Origin of the sequence: Bacillus sp. JFL15 (assembly GCF_001184225.1) — a bacterium.
Classification (GTDB): domain Bacteria; phylum Bacillota; class Bacilli; order Bacillales; family Bacillaceae; genus Bacillus; species Bacillus siamensis.
On record NZ_KQ236689.1, the window covers coordinates 1,556,269 to 1,571,750 of the forward strand.

17 protein-coding genes and 1 pseudogene are annotated in these 15,482 nt (G+C 46.5%); 5 read left to right on the forward strand and 13 right to left on the reverse strand.

The annotated features are described in order from the left end of the window. Positions 1 to 119 precede the first annotated feature (119 nt). Positions 120 to 275, forward strand: a pseudogene (locus AD710_RS20200) (DUF255 domain-containing protein); the annotation flags it as partial. 35 nt (positions 276 to 310) lie between these two features. Next, positions 311 to 2,200, forward strand: a complete 1,890-nt coding sequence (locus tag AD710_RS07805; RefSeq protein ID WP_049627735.1) for a thioredoxin domain-containing protein — start codon at positions 311 to 313, stop codon at positions 2,198 to 2,200. On the opposite strand, the gene AD710_RS07810 is transcribed toward AD710_RS07805, so the two are convergent. Further along, complete coding sequence (locus tag AD710_RS07810; RefSeq protein ID WP_049627736.1) at positions 2,197 to 3,093, reverse strand: CPBP family intramembrane glutamic endopeptidase; 897 nt, start codon at positions 3,091 to 3,093, stop codon at positions 2,197 to 2,199. The two genes, AD710_RS07805 and AD710_RS07810, sit on opposite strands and share 4 nt — an antisense overlap. Before the next feature lie 216 nt (positions 3,094 to 3,309). On the opposite strand from AD710_RS07810, the gene AD710_RS07815 reads away from it, so the two are divergent. Beyond that, positions 3,310 to 4,641, forward strand: coding sequence for an MFS transporter (locus AD710_RS07815; protein ID WP_049627737.1), 1,332 nt, complete (start codon positions 3,310 to 3,312; stop codon positions 4,639 to 4,641). Positions 4,642 to 4,673: 32 nt separating this feature from the next. Here the strand turns inward: AD710_RS07815 and AD710_RS07820 are convergent, their stop codons facing one another. From AD710_RS07820 to AD710_RS07875, 12 genes are all read right to left on the reverse strand, one after another. After that, positions 4,674 to 5,054 (reverse strand): VOC family protein, encoded by a 381-nt coding sequence (locus AD710_RS07820; protein ID WP_045925740.1) that lies wholly within the window; start codon positions 5,052 to 5,054, stop codon positions 4,674 to 4,676. A 56-nt stretch (positions 5,055 to 5,110) separates the two neighbouring features. Next, positions 5,111 to 6,049: a LacI family DNA-binding transcriptional regulator gene (locus tag AD710_RS07825; RefSeq protein ID WP_049627738.1), complete on the reverse strand. Its 939-nt coding sequence runs from the start codon at positions 6,047 to 6,049 to the stop codon at positions 5,111 to 5,113. 62 nt (positions 6,050 to 6,111) lie between these two features. After that, positions 6,112 to 6,870: an exodeoxyribonuclease III gene (gene xth, locus AD710_RS07830; protein ID WP_016937327.1), complete on the reverse strand. Its 759-nt coding sequence runs from the start codon at positions 6,868 to 6,870 to the stop codon at positions 6,112 to 6,114. Positions 6,871 to 6,915: 45 nt separating this feature from the next. Continuing rightward, entirely contained in the window at positions 6,916 to 7,443 is a 528-nt protein-coding gene (locus AD710_RS07835) for a methylated-DNA--[protein]-cysteine S-methyltransferase (protein WP_049627739.1), read from the reverse strand. Further along, positions 7,440 to 8,021 carry a bifunctional transcriptional activator/DNA repair enzyme AdaA gene (locus tag AD710_RS07840; RefSeq protein WP_049627740.1) on the reverse strand — a complete coding sequence of 194 codons (582 nt, stop codon included), beginning with the start codon at positions 8,019 to 8,021 and terminating at the stop codon, positions 7,440 to 7,442. Before AD710_RS07840 ends, AD710_RS07835 begins: the two co-directional genes overlap by 4 nt. Positions 8,022 to 8,213: 192 nt before the next feature. Continuing rightward, positions 8,214 to 8,453, reverse strand: coding sequence for a 30S ribosomal protein S18 (gene rpsR, locus AD710_RS07845; RefSeq protein WP_004392983.1), 240 nt, complete (start codon positions 8,451 to 8,453; stop codon positions 8,214 to 8,216). 43 nt (positions 8,454 to 8,496) lie between these two features. Then, positions 8,497 to 9,012 carry a single-stranded DNA-binding protein SsbA gene (gene ssbA, locus AD710_RS07850; RefSeq protein WP_016937325.1) on the reverse strand — a complete coding sequence of 172 codons (516 nt, stop codon included), beginning with the start codon at positions 9,010 to 9,012 and terminating at the stop codon, positions 8,497 to 8,499. Positions 9,013 to 9,051: 39 nt separating this feature from the next. After that, the gene (rpsF, locus tag AD710_RS07855; protein ID WP_004392977.1) at positions 9,052 to 9,339 is read right to left on the reverse strand and encodes a 30S ribosomal protein S6; all 288 of its coding nucleotides are present in this window, start codon (positions 9,337 to 9,339) and stop codon (positions 9,052 to 9,054) included. Between the two features lie 111 nt (positions 9,340 to 9,450). Continuing rightward, positions 9,451 to 10,551 (reverse strand): redox-regulated ATPase YchF, encoded by a 1,101-nt coding sequence (gene ychF / locus AD710_RS07860; protein ID WP_049627741.1) that lies wholly within the window; start codon positions 10,549 to 10,551, stop codon positions 9,451 to 9,453. A 127-nt stretch (positions 10,552 to 10,678) separates the two neighbouring features. Beyond that, positions 10,679 to 12,682 carry a molybdopterin-dependent oxidoreductase gene (locus AD710_RS07865; protein WP_049627742.1) on the reverse strand — a complete coding sequence of 668 codons (2,004 nt, stop codon included), beginning with the start codon at positions 12,680 to 12,682 and terminating at the stop codon, positions 10,679 to 10,681. 45 nt (positions 12,683 to 12,727) lie between these two features. Beyond that, positions 12,728 to 12,934, reverse strand: coding sequence for a DUF951 domain-containing protein (locus AD710_RS07870; RefSeq protein WP_004392973.1), 207 nt, complete (start codon positions 12,932 to 12,934; stop codon positions 12,728 to 12,730). Positions 12,935 to 13,019: 85 nt separating this feature from the next. Further along, a complete protein-coding gene (locus tag AD710_RS07875; RefSeq protein ID WP_016937322.1) occupies positions 13,020 to 14,024 on the reverse strand; it encodes a YkvI family membrane protein in 1,005 nt (334 codons plus the stop codon). A 163-nt stretch (positions 14,025 to 14,187) separates the two neighbouring features. Here AD710_RS07875 and AD710_RS07880 point away from each other — a divergent pair, with 163 nt between their 5' ends. Further along, complete coding sequence (locus AD710_RS07880; RefSeq protein WP_049627743.1) at positions 14,188 to 14,691, forward strand: GNAT family N-acetyltransferase; 504 nt, start codon at positions 14,188 to 14,190, stop codon at positions 14,689 to 14,691. 156 nt (positions 14,692 to 14,847) lie between these two features. Beyond that, positions 14,848 to 15,462 (forward strand): spore protease YyaC, encoded by a 615-nt coding sequence (gene yyaC / locus AD710_RS07885; RefSeq protein WP_049627744.1) that lies wholly within the window; start codon positions 14,848 to 14,850, stop codon positions 15,460 to 15,462. Positions 15,463 to 15,482 lie beyond the last annotated feature (20 nt).

A 15,482-nucleotide genomic window follows, 5' to 3' on the forward strand; every position in this document is an offset into this window, starting at 1 on the left:
CCATTCTGTCAACTACAGACTAGTTTTCTTTAGACAGAAACAAATAAAGAATAGACTGCACATCTTTATGGTACAGTAAAGATATATCAACGGTAATACGAACGAAAGAAGGTGATCCCATGCCAAATAAAAAAGTACCCAATAGATTAATCGACGAGAAGTCACCGTACTTACTCCAACATGCTTATAATCCCGTGGATTGGTATCCTTGGTGCGATGAAGCATTTGAAAAAGCGAAACGAGAGAATAAACCTGTTCTCTTATCTATTGGGTACGGGTAGCTTAGCGAACTTGTCATTGGTGTCACGTAATGGCTCACGAGTCCTTTGAGGACGAAGAGGTCGCCGGTATTCTAAATGATAAATTTATAGCCATCAAGGTTGATCGTGAGGAGCGGCCTGATGTCGATTCCGTGTATATGAGAATCTGCCAGCTGATGACGGGGCAGGGCGGGTGGCCGCTGAATGTGTTCATCACACCTGATCAGAAGCCGTTTTATGCGGGGACATATTTTCCGAAGACGAGCAAATTTAACCGTCCGGGCTTTATCGATGTGCTTGAACATCTGTCCGAAACGTTTGCAAACGACCGGCAGCATGTCGAGGATATTGCTGAAAACGCCGCCGCTCATCTTGAAGTCAAGGTTCACCCGGCTGAGGGCATGCTTGGCGAACAGGCGGTTCATGACACGTATCGCCAGCTGGCCGGCGGGTTTGATACGGTATACGGCGGGTTCGGCCAGGCTCCGAAGTTTCCGATGCCGCATATGCTTATGTTTCTGCTTCGCTACTACAGCTATACGGGTAAGGAACAGGCATTGGCAGGCGTAACCAAGACACTCGACGGCATGGCGAACGGCGGTATTTTTGACCACATCGGGTTCGGCTTTGCCCGCTACTCGACTGATAATGAATGGCTCGTGCCGCACTTTGAGAAAATGCTGTATGACAACGCCCTTCTCCTGACCGCATATACCGAAGCCTATCAAGTCACGGGCAATGAGCGCTACAAACAGGTTGCGAGGCAGATCGTGACGTTTATTCAGCGGGAAATGATGCATGAAGACGGCAGCTTTTTCTCAGCCTTAGACGCTGATACCGAAGGCCGTGAGGGGAAATATTACATATGGTCAAAAAAAGAAATCATGGATCTTCTCGGTGATGAACTCGGCTCGCTTTATTGCAAGGTATATAACATCACAGATCAAGGCAATTTCGAAGGAGAAAACATCCCGAACCTTATTTTCACGCGGCGTGAGGCCATCCTCGAAGAGACCGGCCTCACCGGACATGAGCTGACCGAACGTCTTGAAGGCGCAAGAAAAAAATTGCTGGAGGCGCGGGAAAACAGAAGCTATCCGCACACAGATGACAAAGTGCTGACCTCATGGAACGCGCTCATGATTGCCGGGCTGGCAAAAGCCGCAAAGGTATTTCACGAGCCGGTCTTCCTCAGCATGGCGGAAACAGCGATCCGCTTTCTCGAACGTCACCTCATGCCGGACGGGCGCGTCATGGTCCGCTACCGTGAGGGCGAAGTGAAAAACAAAGGATTTATCGATGATTACGCTTTTCTCCTCTGGGCTTACCTTGACCTGTATGAAGCGGATTTTGATGCGTCTTATCTGCAAAAAGCGAAAACGTTATGTACAAGCATGCTGGATCTGTTCTGGGATGAAGGACACGGAGGTTTCTTCTTTACGGGGAATGATGCCGAGACTCTTCTTGTCAGGGAAAAAGAAGTTTATGACGGGGCCGTGCCTTCCGGAAACAGCGCGGCTGCCGTACAGCTGCTTCGCCTCGGCCGCCTGACGGGTGATGTATCACTGATCGAAAAAGCAGAAGCTATGTTTTCTGTTTTCAAACGGGAAATAGAGGCCTACCCGAGCAGCAACGCTTTCTTCATGCAAAGCGTACTGGCGTATACAATGCCGCAAAAAGAAATCGTTGTGTTCGGAAGCAAAGATGATCCGGACAGAAAGCGTTTCATTGAGGCGCTTCAGGAACATTTCACTCCCGCCTATACGATTCTCGCCGCGGAACATCCGTCAGAGCTTGCAGGCATTTCTGATTTTGCCGCGGGTTATCAAATGATTGACGGTAAAACGACGGTTTACATTTGTGAAAATTTTACCTGCCGCAGGCCGACGACGGATATTGATGAAGCGATGAACACATTACAAATCAGCAGCAGAGCCTAGGCGGCCTGCTGCTTTTCTTTTTTCACAAAACGGAACGCGAGCCATGCGAAGATGACATTGATCACCAGAGTCGATATGCAATCATATATTTCATAGCCGCCGGCTGCTGTTGCAAATAGCGACGGAATGCCGCTGTACACCGAATGATCCTCTGTGAGAAAGATAAATAAAAACATATTATTGGCAGCGTGACCGCCCAAGGACATCTCCAGACTGCCTGTTTTAATCGTGATAAAGGTCCAGATCATGCCGATGGTGACATATCCGATTCCCGCCCAGAGCGCCCCGTTTTCCATCTCCGGATTTCCGAAATGAAGTGCGCCGAATAATCCGCCGACGATGACAGTCAAAACCACCGCATTTGCCGTCAGTTTTCCGGCGAACTGAAGCAGAAAACCCCGAAAGAGAAATTCCTCCGCGGAGGTTTGAATCGGCACCAAAAAGATGGATGCCGCTAACAGCAGCAGGAAGCGTGAAGCATGGAATTCCTGAAGCGAGAAGCGACCCGGATGGATTGAAAAATCAATCAGCCCCGCCATAAACATCAACAAAAAGTAAGTGCCGAATCCAAAGAAAATCCGCTTCCAGTTCAGCGACTGATTCGGTGTGATGATGGATAAAAACCGCCGTTTCATAATGAAACGAACTGCTATCCAAATGCCCGGGATGGCTATGAAATAGACGATATGCTGTAAATAAATATCCGCCAGCGGGTCACTTAATGCCCCTTCATCCCAATCTATTGTCAATGAAGGATTGAACTCGGACGTGAGAAACATATAAAACACGGTCAATATGCTTCCAAAAAAGAACAAACCCGCAATGACCAACAGAGAAAGGAGATATCTCCACACACTATTTCTTCCTTCTGCGGGCCTTATAAACATATTCATTTTTATGCATCAACTTCCTTTCCTTCAACATTTTACAATATAAACAGAATCAGATATAGAAAATGTTATATATTTTTAAGAAGAAAGCGCTATGCCGTTTCCTTCGGCTCTGGTTATTTGCACTCTGTTTTTGCCATAAAAAGACCTTTATAATGTATTTGTCAGATGAATTTACAGTATTTTCTGATTACATTTTGCCAAGTCAGGGGGTTTTTTATGAAACATCAGACATTCTCAAATGTGGCGAACCGATTAGACCGTCTCCCCATTTCGAGTGTGCACTATCAAGTATTAACCGCTCTCGGAATCATCTATTTTTTCGATCTCGCTGATCTGTTTACGCTCAGCAACGTCGCTCCTGCGCTGATTGAGCATTGGGGCGTGAAGCTGTCCACCATTGCCGACATCACGGCTGCATCCTTCCTGGGCATGTTTTTAGGCGCCTCGCTCGGCGGCAGGCTGTCCGATCGGATCGGCAGGAAAAAAGCGCTGAATTGTTTTGTTCTTATCTTTTCGATCTCATCTTTTCTGAATGCGCTGGCATGGGACATTCCTTCCTTAATGATTTTCAGGTTTTTGACAGGTCTCGGCGTCGCGGCCGCCATGATTGTCACTAACAGCTACTTGGCGGAATTCTTCCCATCCTCCGTTCGGGGAAAATACATTTCCTTTTGCGCCATGATCGGCTTAATCGGCGTTCCCGTGACAAACGTCGTATCCGCTTTTGTCATTCCGTTAGGCTCAGGGGGGTGGCGGCTCGTTTTTGTATGGGGCGCGGCCGGTCTCATTTATTTCTTTTTTATCCGCCGGCTTGAGGAATCGCCGCGCTGGCACGAAAATCGGGGGGCATATGATCAGGCAGACGCCATTATGAATCGGCTTGAAGCCCGCGTAGAGAAAGAAAAAGGTCCGCTCCCCGCGCCAAAAGAAGCAGCAGAAGTACATACAGTGAAGCACGCCGGCTACTTAGGGCTGTTTCAGGGCAGGAACTTAAAGATCACCATCATCCTGTCTGCAGTATGGATTCTTGAAACCTTTGGCTTTTACGGCTTTGCCTCATGGGTGCCCAGCCTGCTGAAAAGCAACGGCATCACCATGGAAAAAACGCTGTGGTACAATGTGCTTCACTCTGTCGGCGCCCCGCTTGGCGCGTTGCTCGGTTCCATGATATCCGAGACGTTCCAAAGGAAATGGATTCTGGCCGCAAGCGCTTTTCTGACTGCCATTGCCGGACTGTTGTACGGCATGACGTTTATTCCCGTGATGATTATTGTGTTTGGATTTGTCGTCAACGTCACGGAACGGGTTTTCACCTCAAATTTATACGCATACACATCAGAGCCGTATCCGACGGAATATCGTTCGGCGGGCAGCGGGCTGGCGTACGGGCTCGGCCGTTTTTCCAACATATTCGGTTCCCTGCTCGTCGGATTTATTGCCGTAAAACTCGGATACATCAGTGTCTTTTTGTTCATCGGCGGCTGCTGGCTTCTATGTTCCGTTCTGTTAATCCTCTTCGGTCCGAAAACAAATGCACAGCAAATTTAATCAATAAAACAGTGCGGGTTCACCCCGCACTGTTACACTGTGATTTCTATCAAATTGCCTTCCCCATCCTCTATCACGCTCTCATAATATCCGTCACCCGTTACGCGCGGGCCGCTTACAACCTGAAATCCGTCATTTTTAAACGTCTCCGTCAGTTCATTCACCCGCTCCTTGCTGCCTGTAGAAAACGCGAGATGCGCCCATCCGGTCATATTCTGTGACGGAGTTTCATCAACGCCGCCTTTTTTCATAAGTTCCAGCCTGCATCCGGAGTCAAATGAAAGAAAGTACGATTTGAAATCCTTTTTCTCATTATGGTAAAGGTCATTGGCCTTTGCCCCGAAGTATTTCTCATAAAATTCTTTCATCCGTTCTAAATCTTTCACCCATATCGCTGCATGTTCAATTCGCATATGTCCGCCTCCCTTTTTTCCTCAATCTAGTTATAAGGCATGAAATCCATTTCAGCTCAAGACTTTTTCCTCTGAAATTGGTGCATAATTTGTTTTTTAGCGGTTTCTCCGTGCAAAAACAGCAAAAATGCTTCTTTTCCGACCCGTTCTAAATGAAGTTCCAGGGATGGAATATTCAAAACCCGGCTGACGCTCAAATTTCCTTCACCGATGATCTCCGCATCCCACCTCTGTTCTTTCGCAAATTGGTACAAGCCGGCAGCCACATCATCACTATGCGCATAGACGGCCGTCGGCGGCTTGCTGAAACCCCAGAAATGCTCACCCGCACGCTTTCCATCGTCCATATCATGGCAACCGACCAGAATGCGGGTTTCATCAAGAGAACCGAAAACCGCCTTATATGCATTTACCTTGTCGGCCGTACTCGGGCTTTTTTCCGCTTCCCGCACACATGTAAAAGCAACGTCTTGATGCCCGCGGTTTTTCAAATACATAAAGCTCTCTCTGTAAGCCGCCTGCCTGTCATTATAAGCGCAGGGAATCTCTTCGTGCTGTGTATATTCACAAGCGACAATGGGGCCGTATTCAAGGTAAGGCACGGCTGTTTCCCATTCATTCGCGCGGGAGGTGACAATCAGCCCGTCAATCTTTTTCATTTTCAGAAGTTCGAAATACGTCATCTCTATAGCGGGGTCATAATTGGTGGGGAGAAGGGTTGTCACGTAATCATGAGCAAACGCTTCCTTCGTGATACCGTTTACAATTTTGTCAAAGCAGGGATGGTCACTGTACGGCAATATCACACCGATCGTATTGGTCTTTCCGCGAATCAGATCAATGGCAGTTCGATTAGGAGTATAATCCAGCTCCTTCATTACTTGATTCACAAGACGCCTTTTCTCCTCAGATACATACGGGTGTTGGTTTAACACGCGTGATACGGTGGCCACCGACACATTCGCCAGTTTCGCAATCTCTTTTATATTTGCCATGTGCTCCTCCATTTTCGATAATAAAAAAGCAGCAAGAGTGGATTTCTCTTACTGCTATCTCATCATAAATCCACTGTCATTTCAACAGGGCAATGGTCAGAACCCATGATATCGGCACAAATGGCCGCTTGGCTGATCCGGTGCTTCAGCCTGTCTGAAACAATAACATAATCGAGCCGCCAGCCGATATTTTTCTCGCGTGCATTCGTCCTGTAAGACCACCAGGAATACGCGCCTTCCTGATCGGGATATAAATAGCGGAACGAGTCGGTAAATCCCGCGTTCAGCAGAGCGCTGAACGCTTCCCGCTCCTGATCCGAGAAACCGGCGTTCTTTCGGTTGGCTTTCGGATTTTTCAAGTCTATCTCCCTGTGTGCGACATTCAAATCGCCGCATAAGATCACGGGCTTCTTCCGGTCAAGCTTCTGCAGATAATCCTTAAAATCCGCTTCCCATTGAAGACGGTAATCAATTCGCTCTAATCCGCGTTTGGCATTTGGCGTGTAACAGTTGACGACGAACACGTGCTCAAATTCAAGCGTGATCACCCGCCCTTCTTGATCATGGCTGTCAATTCCCAACCCATAGGACACGTGCAGCGGCTCTTCTTTCGAGAAAACAGCCGTGCCTGAGTAGCCTTTTTTCACCGCATAGTTCCAATAGGCGTGATATCCTTCAGGCTGTAATGATACTTGTCCGTCCTGTACTTTTGTTTCTTGCAGACAGAGAATATCGGCTTTCGTTTCCTGAACGTAAGTATTGATATCTCTTTTTTTCATCACGGCACGCAGGCCGTTTACATTCCAAGAAATCAGTTTCATGTGTTCCCTCCCGCCGGCTCAGCCGGTATTACATTCAGCATGTGTCTATTTCCATGTTTTATTGTGCCTGTCCTCTAATGCCAACAGCTGTTTTTTCATTTCTAAACCGCCTCTGAATCCGGTCAGTTTTCCGTTTTTCCCGATGACACGATGGCACGGAACCGTAATCAATACCGGATTTTTCCCGATTGCGGCGCCCACGGCTCTTACGGCTGACGGTTTCCGGATCATTTCTGCTATATCCGAATAGGAGTATGTCTCGCCATACGGTATGTCCATAAGCGCTTTCCATACAGCAAGCTGAAATTCCGTCCCATAAAGATCGAGCGGGACGGAAAATACCGATCTGTCATTTTTGATGTACTCGGACAGCTCTGCTGTGTAAGACGCCAGTTTTTCATCATCACGCACCAATCGGTATTCCGGCATGGCTTTTCCTGCCCACTGCGCAAGTTCTTCAAAGTCACCATGATTTGAACCTATGAAGCAAAGCCCCTTGGAAGTAGCGGCTGTATACAGGCGCCAATCATTCCATGTGAAGCGTGTCCAATAGATCATCGTCTCTTTACTCATAATGAACCTCCCTGTCTCGTTCCGGCAGTTTTTCTGTATTCTGTGGGCGAACTTCCGGTTCTCTTTTTGAAAAGGGTCGCAAAATGCGCTGTGTTTAGAAATCCGACAGTCAGAGCGATCTCCATTACTGTCTTTTCAGTATGCATTAAAAGATCCCCCGCCTTCGCGAGTCTTTTTTTCTGTATATACTCAATCGGGGATATCCCTTTGATTTTTTTAAATGTCCGCTGTAAATGATAGGGGCTGCCGTGACACATATCTGCCAGTACGCTCAGAGTCAGGGGTTCGTGATAATGGCCGTCAATATACTCAGTGATTTGCGCAACCCATTCTTCATCTGGGAGACGAAGGCCGTTCGGCCGGCACCTTTTACAAGGACGAAAATGTCTCTTTAGCGCTGCTTCAGCCGTAGCAAACACCAGTACGTTTTCCTTATTCGGAACCCTCGATTTACAAGAAGGGCGGCAGAAAATCCCCGTCGTTTTTACCGCATAATAAAATACCCCGTCATAGGAAACATCATTGTGTATGATTGCGTTCCACTTCTCATCTGTCAGCATGTTTCTTTCCGTTTCCATCTCAGTCACCCCCTGTTCTTCAGTATAAACAAATTCATTTTATAAGTACGCATATTTGAATAGGCAAGCAAGATAACAAAGATGGGTGTAAGAAGCCCTTCCATGTTTCATGTGAAACATTTCGGCAGGATGGGGACGGAATGACATAAAAAAAGAGCAGGAGCCCGCAGGCTCTTGCTCTTTTCTTTCGGCTTACTCGCCAGTTACGTATGGAAGTAAAGCCATTTGACGTGCGCGTTTGATCGCGATAGTCAATTTACGTTGGTATTTCGCATTTGTTCCAGTTACACGGCGAGGTAAGATTTTACCACGCTCAGAAACAAACTTTCTAAGAAGATCTACATCTTTGTAATCGATGTGCGTAATGCCGTTAGAAGTAAAGTAACAAACCTTACGGCGTTTCGCACGACCGCCTCTGCGTCCTCCTGCCATTGTCATTTCCCACCTTTCTTGTTATGAATATAGCGATAATCTATTAGAACGGAAGATCATCATCCGAGATGTCAATCGGCTTGCCGTCGTTGGCAAATGGATCATCATTAAAGCTGTTCCCTTGATTTCTTCTCTGGCTGTTCTGATTTCCGCCGAACGGATTATCATTTTGGCCTCCGCCAAAGTATTGGCCTCCGCCGCTGTTTCCTTCGTTGTATCCACCTGAACCAGAACCGCCGCTTTTAGGCTCAAGAAATTGAACACTTTCAGCTTGGACTTCTGTCACGAAGACACGCTGTCCCTGCTGGTTTTCATAATTTCTTGTCTGGAGTCGGCCGTCTACGCCGGCAAGGCTTCCTTTTTTAAGAAAGTTTGCAACGTTTTCGGCTTGTCTTCTCCAAGTGACACAATTAATGAAATCGGCTTCACGTTCTCCGGACTGGTTCGTGAAAGTACGATTCACAGCAAGAGTAAACGTGGCGACAGCCGCACCGCTTGGCGTATAACGAAGCTCTGGGTCTTTTGTCAGTCTTCCGACTAATACAACTCGGTTAAGCATATGAAAGACCACCTTTTAACATTATATATTTCAAATTGCTTATTCTTCTTCTTTAACAACGATGTGGCGAATGATATCGTCACTGATCTTAGCTAAACGGTCGAATTCAGCAACCGCTGCAGCTTCAGACTGAACGTTTAAGATTTGGTAGAAACCGTCACGGAAATCGTTGATTTCGTAAGCAAGACGACGTTTACCCCAATCTTTTGTTCCAGTGATCTCCGCTCCGTTAGAAGTCAAAACGTTGTTGAAACGCTCGATAACTGCCTTCTTTGACTCTTCGTCAATGTTTGGACGGATAATGTACATAACTTCGTACTTTTTCATCTGTTTGCACCTCCTTTTGGTCTAAGCGGCCCTTAAATGGGCAAGGAGCAATAATTCTATTACTCACAAGTTTATATTATACCAAAGCTCTTGTCCCTTTACAACTGTGTCCTATACATTAAATCGGAAATGAATGACATCTCCGTCTTGGACGATATATTCCTTACCTTCCAGACGCACTTTTCCGGCTTCTTTGGCTCCGGACATTCCGCCGCCTGCCAAGAGGTCTTCATAAGCAACCGTTTCAGCGCGGATAAAGCCGCGTTCAAAGTCAGTGTGGATGATACCCGCACACTCAGGAGCTTTCATGCCTTTTCTGAATGTCCAAGCGCGCACTTCCTGTTCACCCGCCGTAAAGTATGTCGCGAGACCGAGAAGAGAGTATGACGCTTTAATCAGCTGATCGAGGCCTGACTCTTCAATGCCGAGCTCTTCTAGGAACATTTGCTTTTCTTCGCCTTCCAATTCAGCAATTTCAGACTCGATTTTCGCGCAGACGACGATGACTTCGGCATTTTCATCCGCGGCGTACTCACGGATTTTCGCAACGTATTCATTGTCTGAAGGATCAGCCACTTCATCCTCGCTTACATTCGCCACATAAAGCACGGGTTTTGACGTAAGCAAATGAAGCTGCTTCACAAGCTTTTGCTGTTCTTCCGTAAATTCAACGGAACGTGCAGGCTTTTCTTGTTCGAAAGCTTCTTTTAATTTAGACAGAATGTCAAATTCAAAAACCGCTTCTTTGTCTTTTTGCTTCGCAAGCTTGCTTACCCGTGTGATGCGTTTTTCGACTGTCTCCATGTCGGCAAGAATCAATTCAAGATTGATCGTTTCAATATCATCAATCGGATCGACTTTCCCTGACACGTGCGTAATATTGTCATCAGCGAATGCCCGTACAACGTGACAGATCGCGTCTACCTGACGGATATGAGAAAGAAACTTATTTCCCAGCCCTTCACCTTTAGATGCGCCTTTTACGATCCCCGCGATATCAGTGAATTCAAACGCAGTCGGCACCGTTTTTTTCGGGTTCACCAATTCAGTCAGCTTTTGCAGACGTTCATCAGGCACTTCCACGATTCCCACGTTCGGATCAATTGTACAGAACGGGTAGTTGGCTGATTCGGCACCAGCCTGGGTAATTGCATTAAATAACGTCGATTTTCCCACATTCGGCAAACCGACAATTCCAGCAGTTAAAGCCATTCTTTCATCTCCTCTATATCAAACCATCATCGTATTAAACGTATTGTAAACCTAGAGCAATTATAAGGAGGTTCATAGGAAAAGACAAGCTGAGAAAAAAGCATTTCCCGCCCTCTCTCTCCTTAGATTATCCTTTTTTAACCGCTACCAGACAGTCAAAAAGCGTACTTCCCATTCCATTATCGGAATTTGAATCTTTTGTAAGCATGTTGACCGAGCCTCCGAATGCCGACCACATGCCTTCATCTATATTCACCGTCTTCGGGTGAGCCTGCTTCATGATTTTCACCCTGCCGCGCAGACGTCCGCGGTCATTGTATACCTCTGCCATATCTCCGTCCTGAAGAGAAAGCTCCTCGGCGATATCCGGCGACAGATCCACCTGAATCTGCTGAAGCTTTTCAATAAACGGCACGTGCTGTGAATGATTGGAGCGCTGCGGGTGAATGGACAGCAGCGTATACGGATATTTCCCGGCCAGCCCGGCGTCGTGATAAACGGATTCTTCCGGCACTTCCAATTGAGGGAGGCCGCTGTATCCTTTCTGTTCTGCCAATGACGAGACGAATTCAAACTTTCCGCTCGGGGTTAAAAATTGGAAATCATTCCACGGAACCTGTTTGACCGGAAGCGGCATATGGCCTTTTTCCTTTAATCGCTCAAGGGTGATTCCTTCTTTCTCCAAAGAAGAAAGCCCCATTTTCAAGAAATCTTCCGTACTGTAATCAAACAGCTCTCCGAATCCGAGACGCTTGGCGAGCTCCGTCCAGATCCAGCGGTCTAATTTCGCCTCTCCCTGCGGTTCCGCAAGCTTTCTGCCATACTGAACATAGTGATGGTACATGCTGGAGTAATAAATATCTTCTTCTTCAAAAACAACGGCCGTCGGCAATACATAGTCACAGAGCTTCGCCGTATCGGTCATGACCGAATCAATGGCCACTGTGACCGGTGTTTTTTCAAACGCTTCCTTCACTTTTTTTGTATTCGGCACCTGTGTCAGCGGATTGCCGCACGTCACGATAATCATCTCAATCGGCGGATCGGCTGCGTTCAGCGCCTCTTCGGCCTGTGTCATCATCGAAAACGTTCTCGTGTTTTTCTTCAGGTCAGGACGGGTGAGTTCGGTCTTTGCAAAGCTTTCACCGACTTGGACATTTCCAAAGTTGGCTCCGCCGCCTTTAATACCGACATTTCCGCTCGCTGCCGCTAAAGCGTCAATCCAGCGTATCGTCCCGCCGCCGTTTTTATATCTCTGCATCCCAAGACCCATAAAAGTAGAAGCGGGACCGTCAGCATATCGATCAGCAAGATATTCAAGCACTTCTAAAGACGTTTCGGTTTTCTCAATGATCTCATCCAAAGAAATCGTGTGCAGCAGCTTTTCCATTTCTTCAAAACCGATCGAATGCTTTTGAATGAAATCGGCATCCGTTCTGCCGGTTTGGCATAATATTTTCAAAACACCCGCCGCAAGCCAGCCATCCATTCCGGGTTTAACGGAGATATACCGGTCGGCAAGCTTTGCAGTCGGGTTAAAAATAGGGTCAATGACCGTCAGTGTCGCTCCTTTTTTCTTCACCTGCTGTAAATGATGATAGAGGTGCATATTCGTCCGTGACACGTTTCTGCCCCATACGATCACATGCTTGCTGTGATAAATATCAAGCGGTCCATGCCCGTAAGAACGGCCGAAATCCCAGCGCTGCGCCTCAATTCCGGATCCCCAGCAAATGCTGCCCGCAATCTCCGTCACACCGCCGTATCCATTGAAAAAACGCTGGTCGAGCGCTTTCAAAAGACCGTTATTGGCATAGTCATGACTGTGCAGCACAGCGGCCGTGCCCAGCGTTTCCTTAATCTCCGCCATTTTTTCCGCAATTTCATCTAACGCCTGCTCCCAGGAAATGCGGACAAATTCGCCGTCTTTCTTTTTTAAAGGAAAACGAAGCCGCTCCGGTGCATTCGTTTTCGTCTCCAGCATTCTGCCCCGGCCGCAAATTTTCCCTTCTGTGATGGGGTGATTCGGGTCTCCGTCTACTTTCGTCACCTTTCCATCCTCAACTGTCACCAAAAAGCCGCAGCTGTCCCAGCAATTCAGCGGACACGCTGACTGATGCACTTTGCTCATCTGGCCTCTTCCTCTCCTCTATATGAAAAAGCATGAGCGTCAGCCTTATGATGTAGGCTCCTCATGCTTGACGAGTACTTTTTTCAGCTTTCTCTCAAAATCTCTTCTCGGAATCATGACACTGTGGGAACAACCCGTGCATTTGATCCGAATATCCATTCCCATCCGAATGATTTTCCATCTGTTTTCACCGCAAGGGTGCGGCTTCTTCATTTCAACAATATCATTCAGGCCAAAGTCTTTATCCGCCAAGACCCTTCACCTCTCTCCATAGACTGCTTTATTCATTGTACAAAAAAAGTCAGGATAAGAGCAACGGCCGCACTCAAAATGAGCATTATACTTTTTTCCATCTCCCTAATACAGGGTAAAGAAGAAGACATACCAGCAAATAAAGACTTAAGAGCCCGTAAATGGGATACAAAATGGCGATTAAATCTGAAAAGCCGATTGTCGTAAAAGGCACCATCACAGCTAAAAGAAGAAGAACAAGCGTCCATCTCGGCAATTTCACAAAAACAAGCATGCGGCTGGACAGCCCGAACAGACCAGTCACGGTTGTCGTATAAATGGCTAAAAAAAGCACGGCTGTCATACAAAGAAACAACGGATAAGGAGCACCTTCAAGTACAGCAAAGAGAGGAATCTCATAATGTGTAAGACTGCCTGAGAGCTGTACAAGCGTTTCATTGTAGACAAATGAAATCACACCGAAAATCAGCCCGCTGACAACACTGGCGATTTTCGCTTCCCCAAGTCCTTTCATATCCTTCCCGACAGAAGAAAGAACTGCCACAACAGAAAGGATATTTAATGACGTAAAGGTAATGCTTGCCGGCCAATTATATTGACGGGTCAAATCTATCGTCCACGTATAGTGATGGGTTGTCTGAAAAAAGATCAATGCATATAACAGCCCCGCTACAAGAATCGGTATCAAAATGCTATTCAGAGATAATATTCCTTTTATATCCCAAAAGAATAAACAGATGGTCACAATGCACAGAAGAAAAATACCGATCCAAAACGGCAGCTTGTACATTTGCAGCGTCACACCGCCGCCGGCAATCATGACCGTCGTCGTTGAAAACAAATAAAACATGATAAGAATATCATAGATTTTGGCAAGAGCCGGCCCCATCAAATGCTCAAGCACAGGTAAAAAGTGCGTTGATTGGACCTGATAGCTGATCTTCAGCACAATATAAGCCGAAATGGTGAACATGACTGTAAACAATACAATGGCCAGTCCGCTTTCAACACCGAAAAACTGCCATATTTCCTGCCCGCTTGCATACCCGGCTCCAATCTGGCTGCTTAATATGAGCAGCATCCACCTCATTCCGGCTCTCCACAACCTTATCACCTCATAAAATTTCTGATAATCTCCGCATATTGCTACTATATTGAGCGACAGCGGCAATCATTCATACAAACGGGACAAATATGGTACGATAAAGATGATTGACTACTCAGAAAATTCATTCGTGTAAGGAGCTCAAATCATGTACATCAGGCGTTTAACCGCAAGTGACACCCAGCTTTACTCCAGCATCAGGCTCAAAGCATTAAAAGATCACCCGGACGCATTTGCGGTCAGCTATGATGAGGAGAAAGAATGGCCGCCCGAAAAATTCAAAGCCAGGCTTGAAGCCGACAATGCTATAGTGCTTGGCGCCATTGAGAAAGGCAGTCTTGTAGGCATCATTAAAATATCCAATCACCCGCTTTATAAACTAAGACACATTGCAGTTATCGGTTCTATGTATGTTTCTCCTAAACATCGAGGATCAGGCGCAGGAAAAGCCTTAATGACTGAAGCCATCAGCCAAGCAAAAAAGATGAAAGATACGGAACAGCTCCACCTCTCGGTTACTTCAACCAATGAACCTGCAAAAAAACTCTACGCTCAGTTAGGTTTTATCCTCTTCTCTACAGAAAAAAGAGCGCTGAAATTAGATCACCAACAATATGTCGATGTAGATCATATGGTCTTATACCTTTCATGAACTTGAAGAACAACAGCTTCAGGTTCATTTTTTTACCCGGCAGATTGATTATGACATAAGCATAAAAAAAGACAGTGCTGGATATACTGTAAACAACCATACATCACCACAAACATCAGTGTAATACTCGTATGACATGACAAGGAAGTGAACCCTATGAATCGAAAAGGCGGGCTTTTTTCTCAGGAACGGGCAAAACAATATGTGTCCCACACGGATTCCTCTGCCGCGAATCAAATACAAGCGATCCTTGCTTCATCTTTACGTAAAGCAGGCGGCAGGCCGTTAGTCACCGTGTGTATCGGTACAGATCGATCAACCGGAGATTCATTAGGTCCGCTTGTGGGAACAAAGTTAGAAAACATGAAGTTAGGCAGATTACACGTTTACGGAACACTGTCAGACCCCGTTCACGCCGTAAATATGAAAGACAAACTGAAACATATTCAACATATACATAAAAATCCGTTTATTATAGCGGTTGACGCTTGTTTAGGCCGCGTTAAAAGCGTAGGGTCATTTCAAATCGGCGATGGACCGCTGAAGCCCGGAGCCGGTGTTCAAAAAGACCTTCCTGAGATCGGTGACGTTCATATTAATGGAATCGTCAATGTCAGCGGGTTTATGGAGTATTTTGTCCTGCAGAATACGAGGCTTCATCTTGTGATGAGCATGGCGAATGTTTTGGCAGAGGGATTACAGCTGACGGATAAATCAGAAGGACGGCAGGAACGTCTCAGTCCGTTTCATAAGCTGACAAGACGTATATAAAAAAACCATCTTTTATAAAA

Excerpts from the sequence above, each read along its gene's own strand:
- AD710_RS07805 (WP_049627735.1), top strand. The coding sequence starts at position 311 with ATGGCTCACGAGTCCTTTGAGGACGAAGAGGTCGCCGGTATTCTAAAT.
- AD710_RS07810 (WP_049627736.1), bottom strand. The coding sequence starts at position 3,093 with ATGAATATGTTTATAAGGCCCGCAGAAGGAAGAAATAGTGTGTGGAGA.
- AD710_RS07815 (WP_049627737.1), top strand. The coding sequence starts at position 3,310 with ATGAAACATCAGACATTCTCAAATGTGGCGAACCGATTAGACCGTCTC.
- AD710_RS07820 (WP_045925740.1), bottom strand. The coding sequence starts at position 5,054 with ATGCGAATTGAACATGCAGCGATATGGGTGAAAGATTTAGAACGGATG.
- AD710_RS07825 (WP_049627738.1), bottom strand. The coding sequence starts at position 6,049 with ATGGCAAATATAAAAGAGATTGCGAAACTGGCGAATGTGTCGGTGGCC.
- xth (WP_016937327.1), bottom strand. The coding sequence starts at position 6,870 with ATGAAACTGATTTCTTGGAATGTAAACGGCCTGCGTGCCGTGATGAAA.
- AD710_RS07835 (WP_049627739.1), bottom strand. The coding sequence starts at position 7,443 with ATGAGTAAAGAGACGATGATCTATTGGACACGCTTCACATGGAATGAT.
- AD710_RS07840 (WP_049627740.1), bottom strand. The coding sequence starts at position 8,021 with ATGGAAACGGAAAGAAACATGCTGACAGATGAGAAGTGGAACGCAATC.
- rpsR (WP_004392983.1), bottom strand. The coding sequence starts at position 8,453 with ATGGCAGGAGGACGCAGAGGCGGTCGTGCGAAACGCCGTAAGGTTTGT.
- ssbA (WP_016937325.1), bottom strand. The coding sequence starts at position 9,012 with ATGCTTAACCGAGTTGTATTAGTCGGAAGACTGACAAAAGACCCAGAG.
- rpsF (WP_004392977.1), bottom strand. The coding sequence starts at position 9,339 with ATGAAAAAGTACGAAGTTATGTACATTATCCGTCCAAACATTGACGAA.
- ychF (WP_049627741.1), bottom strand. The coding sequence starts at position 10,551 with ATGGCTTTAACTGCTGGAATTGTCGGTTTGCCGAATGTGGGAAAATCG.
- AD710_RS07865 (WP_049627742.1), bottom strand. The coding sequence starts at position 12,682 with ATGAGCAAAGTGCATCAGTCAGCGTGTCCGCTGAATTGCTGGGACAGC.
- AD710_RS07875 (WP_016937322.1), bottom strand. The coding sequence starts at position 14,024 with ATGAGGTGGATGCTGCTCATATTAAGCAGCCAGATTGGAGCCGGGTAT.
- AD710_RS07880 (WP_049627743.1), top strand. The coding sequence starts at position 14,188 with ATGTACATCAGGCGTTTAACCGCAAGTGACACCCAGCTTTACTCCAGC.
- yyaC (WP_049627744.1), top strand. The coding sequence starts at position 14,848 with ATGAATCGAAAAGGCGGGCTTTTTTCTCAGGAACGGGCAAAACAATAT.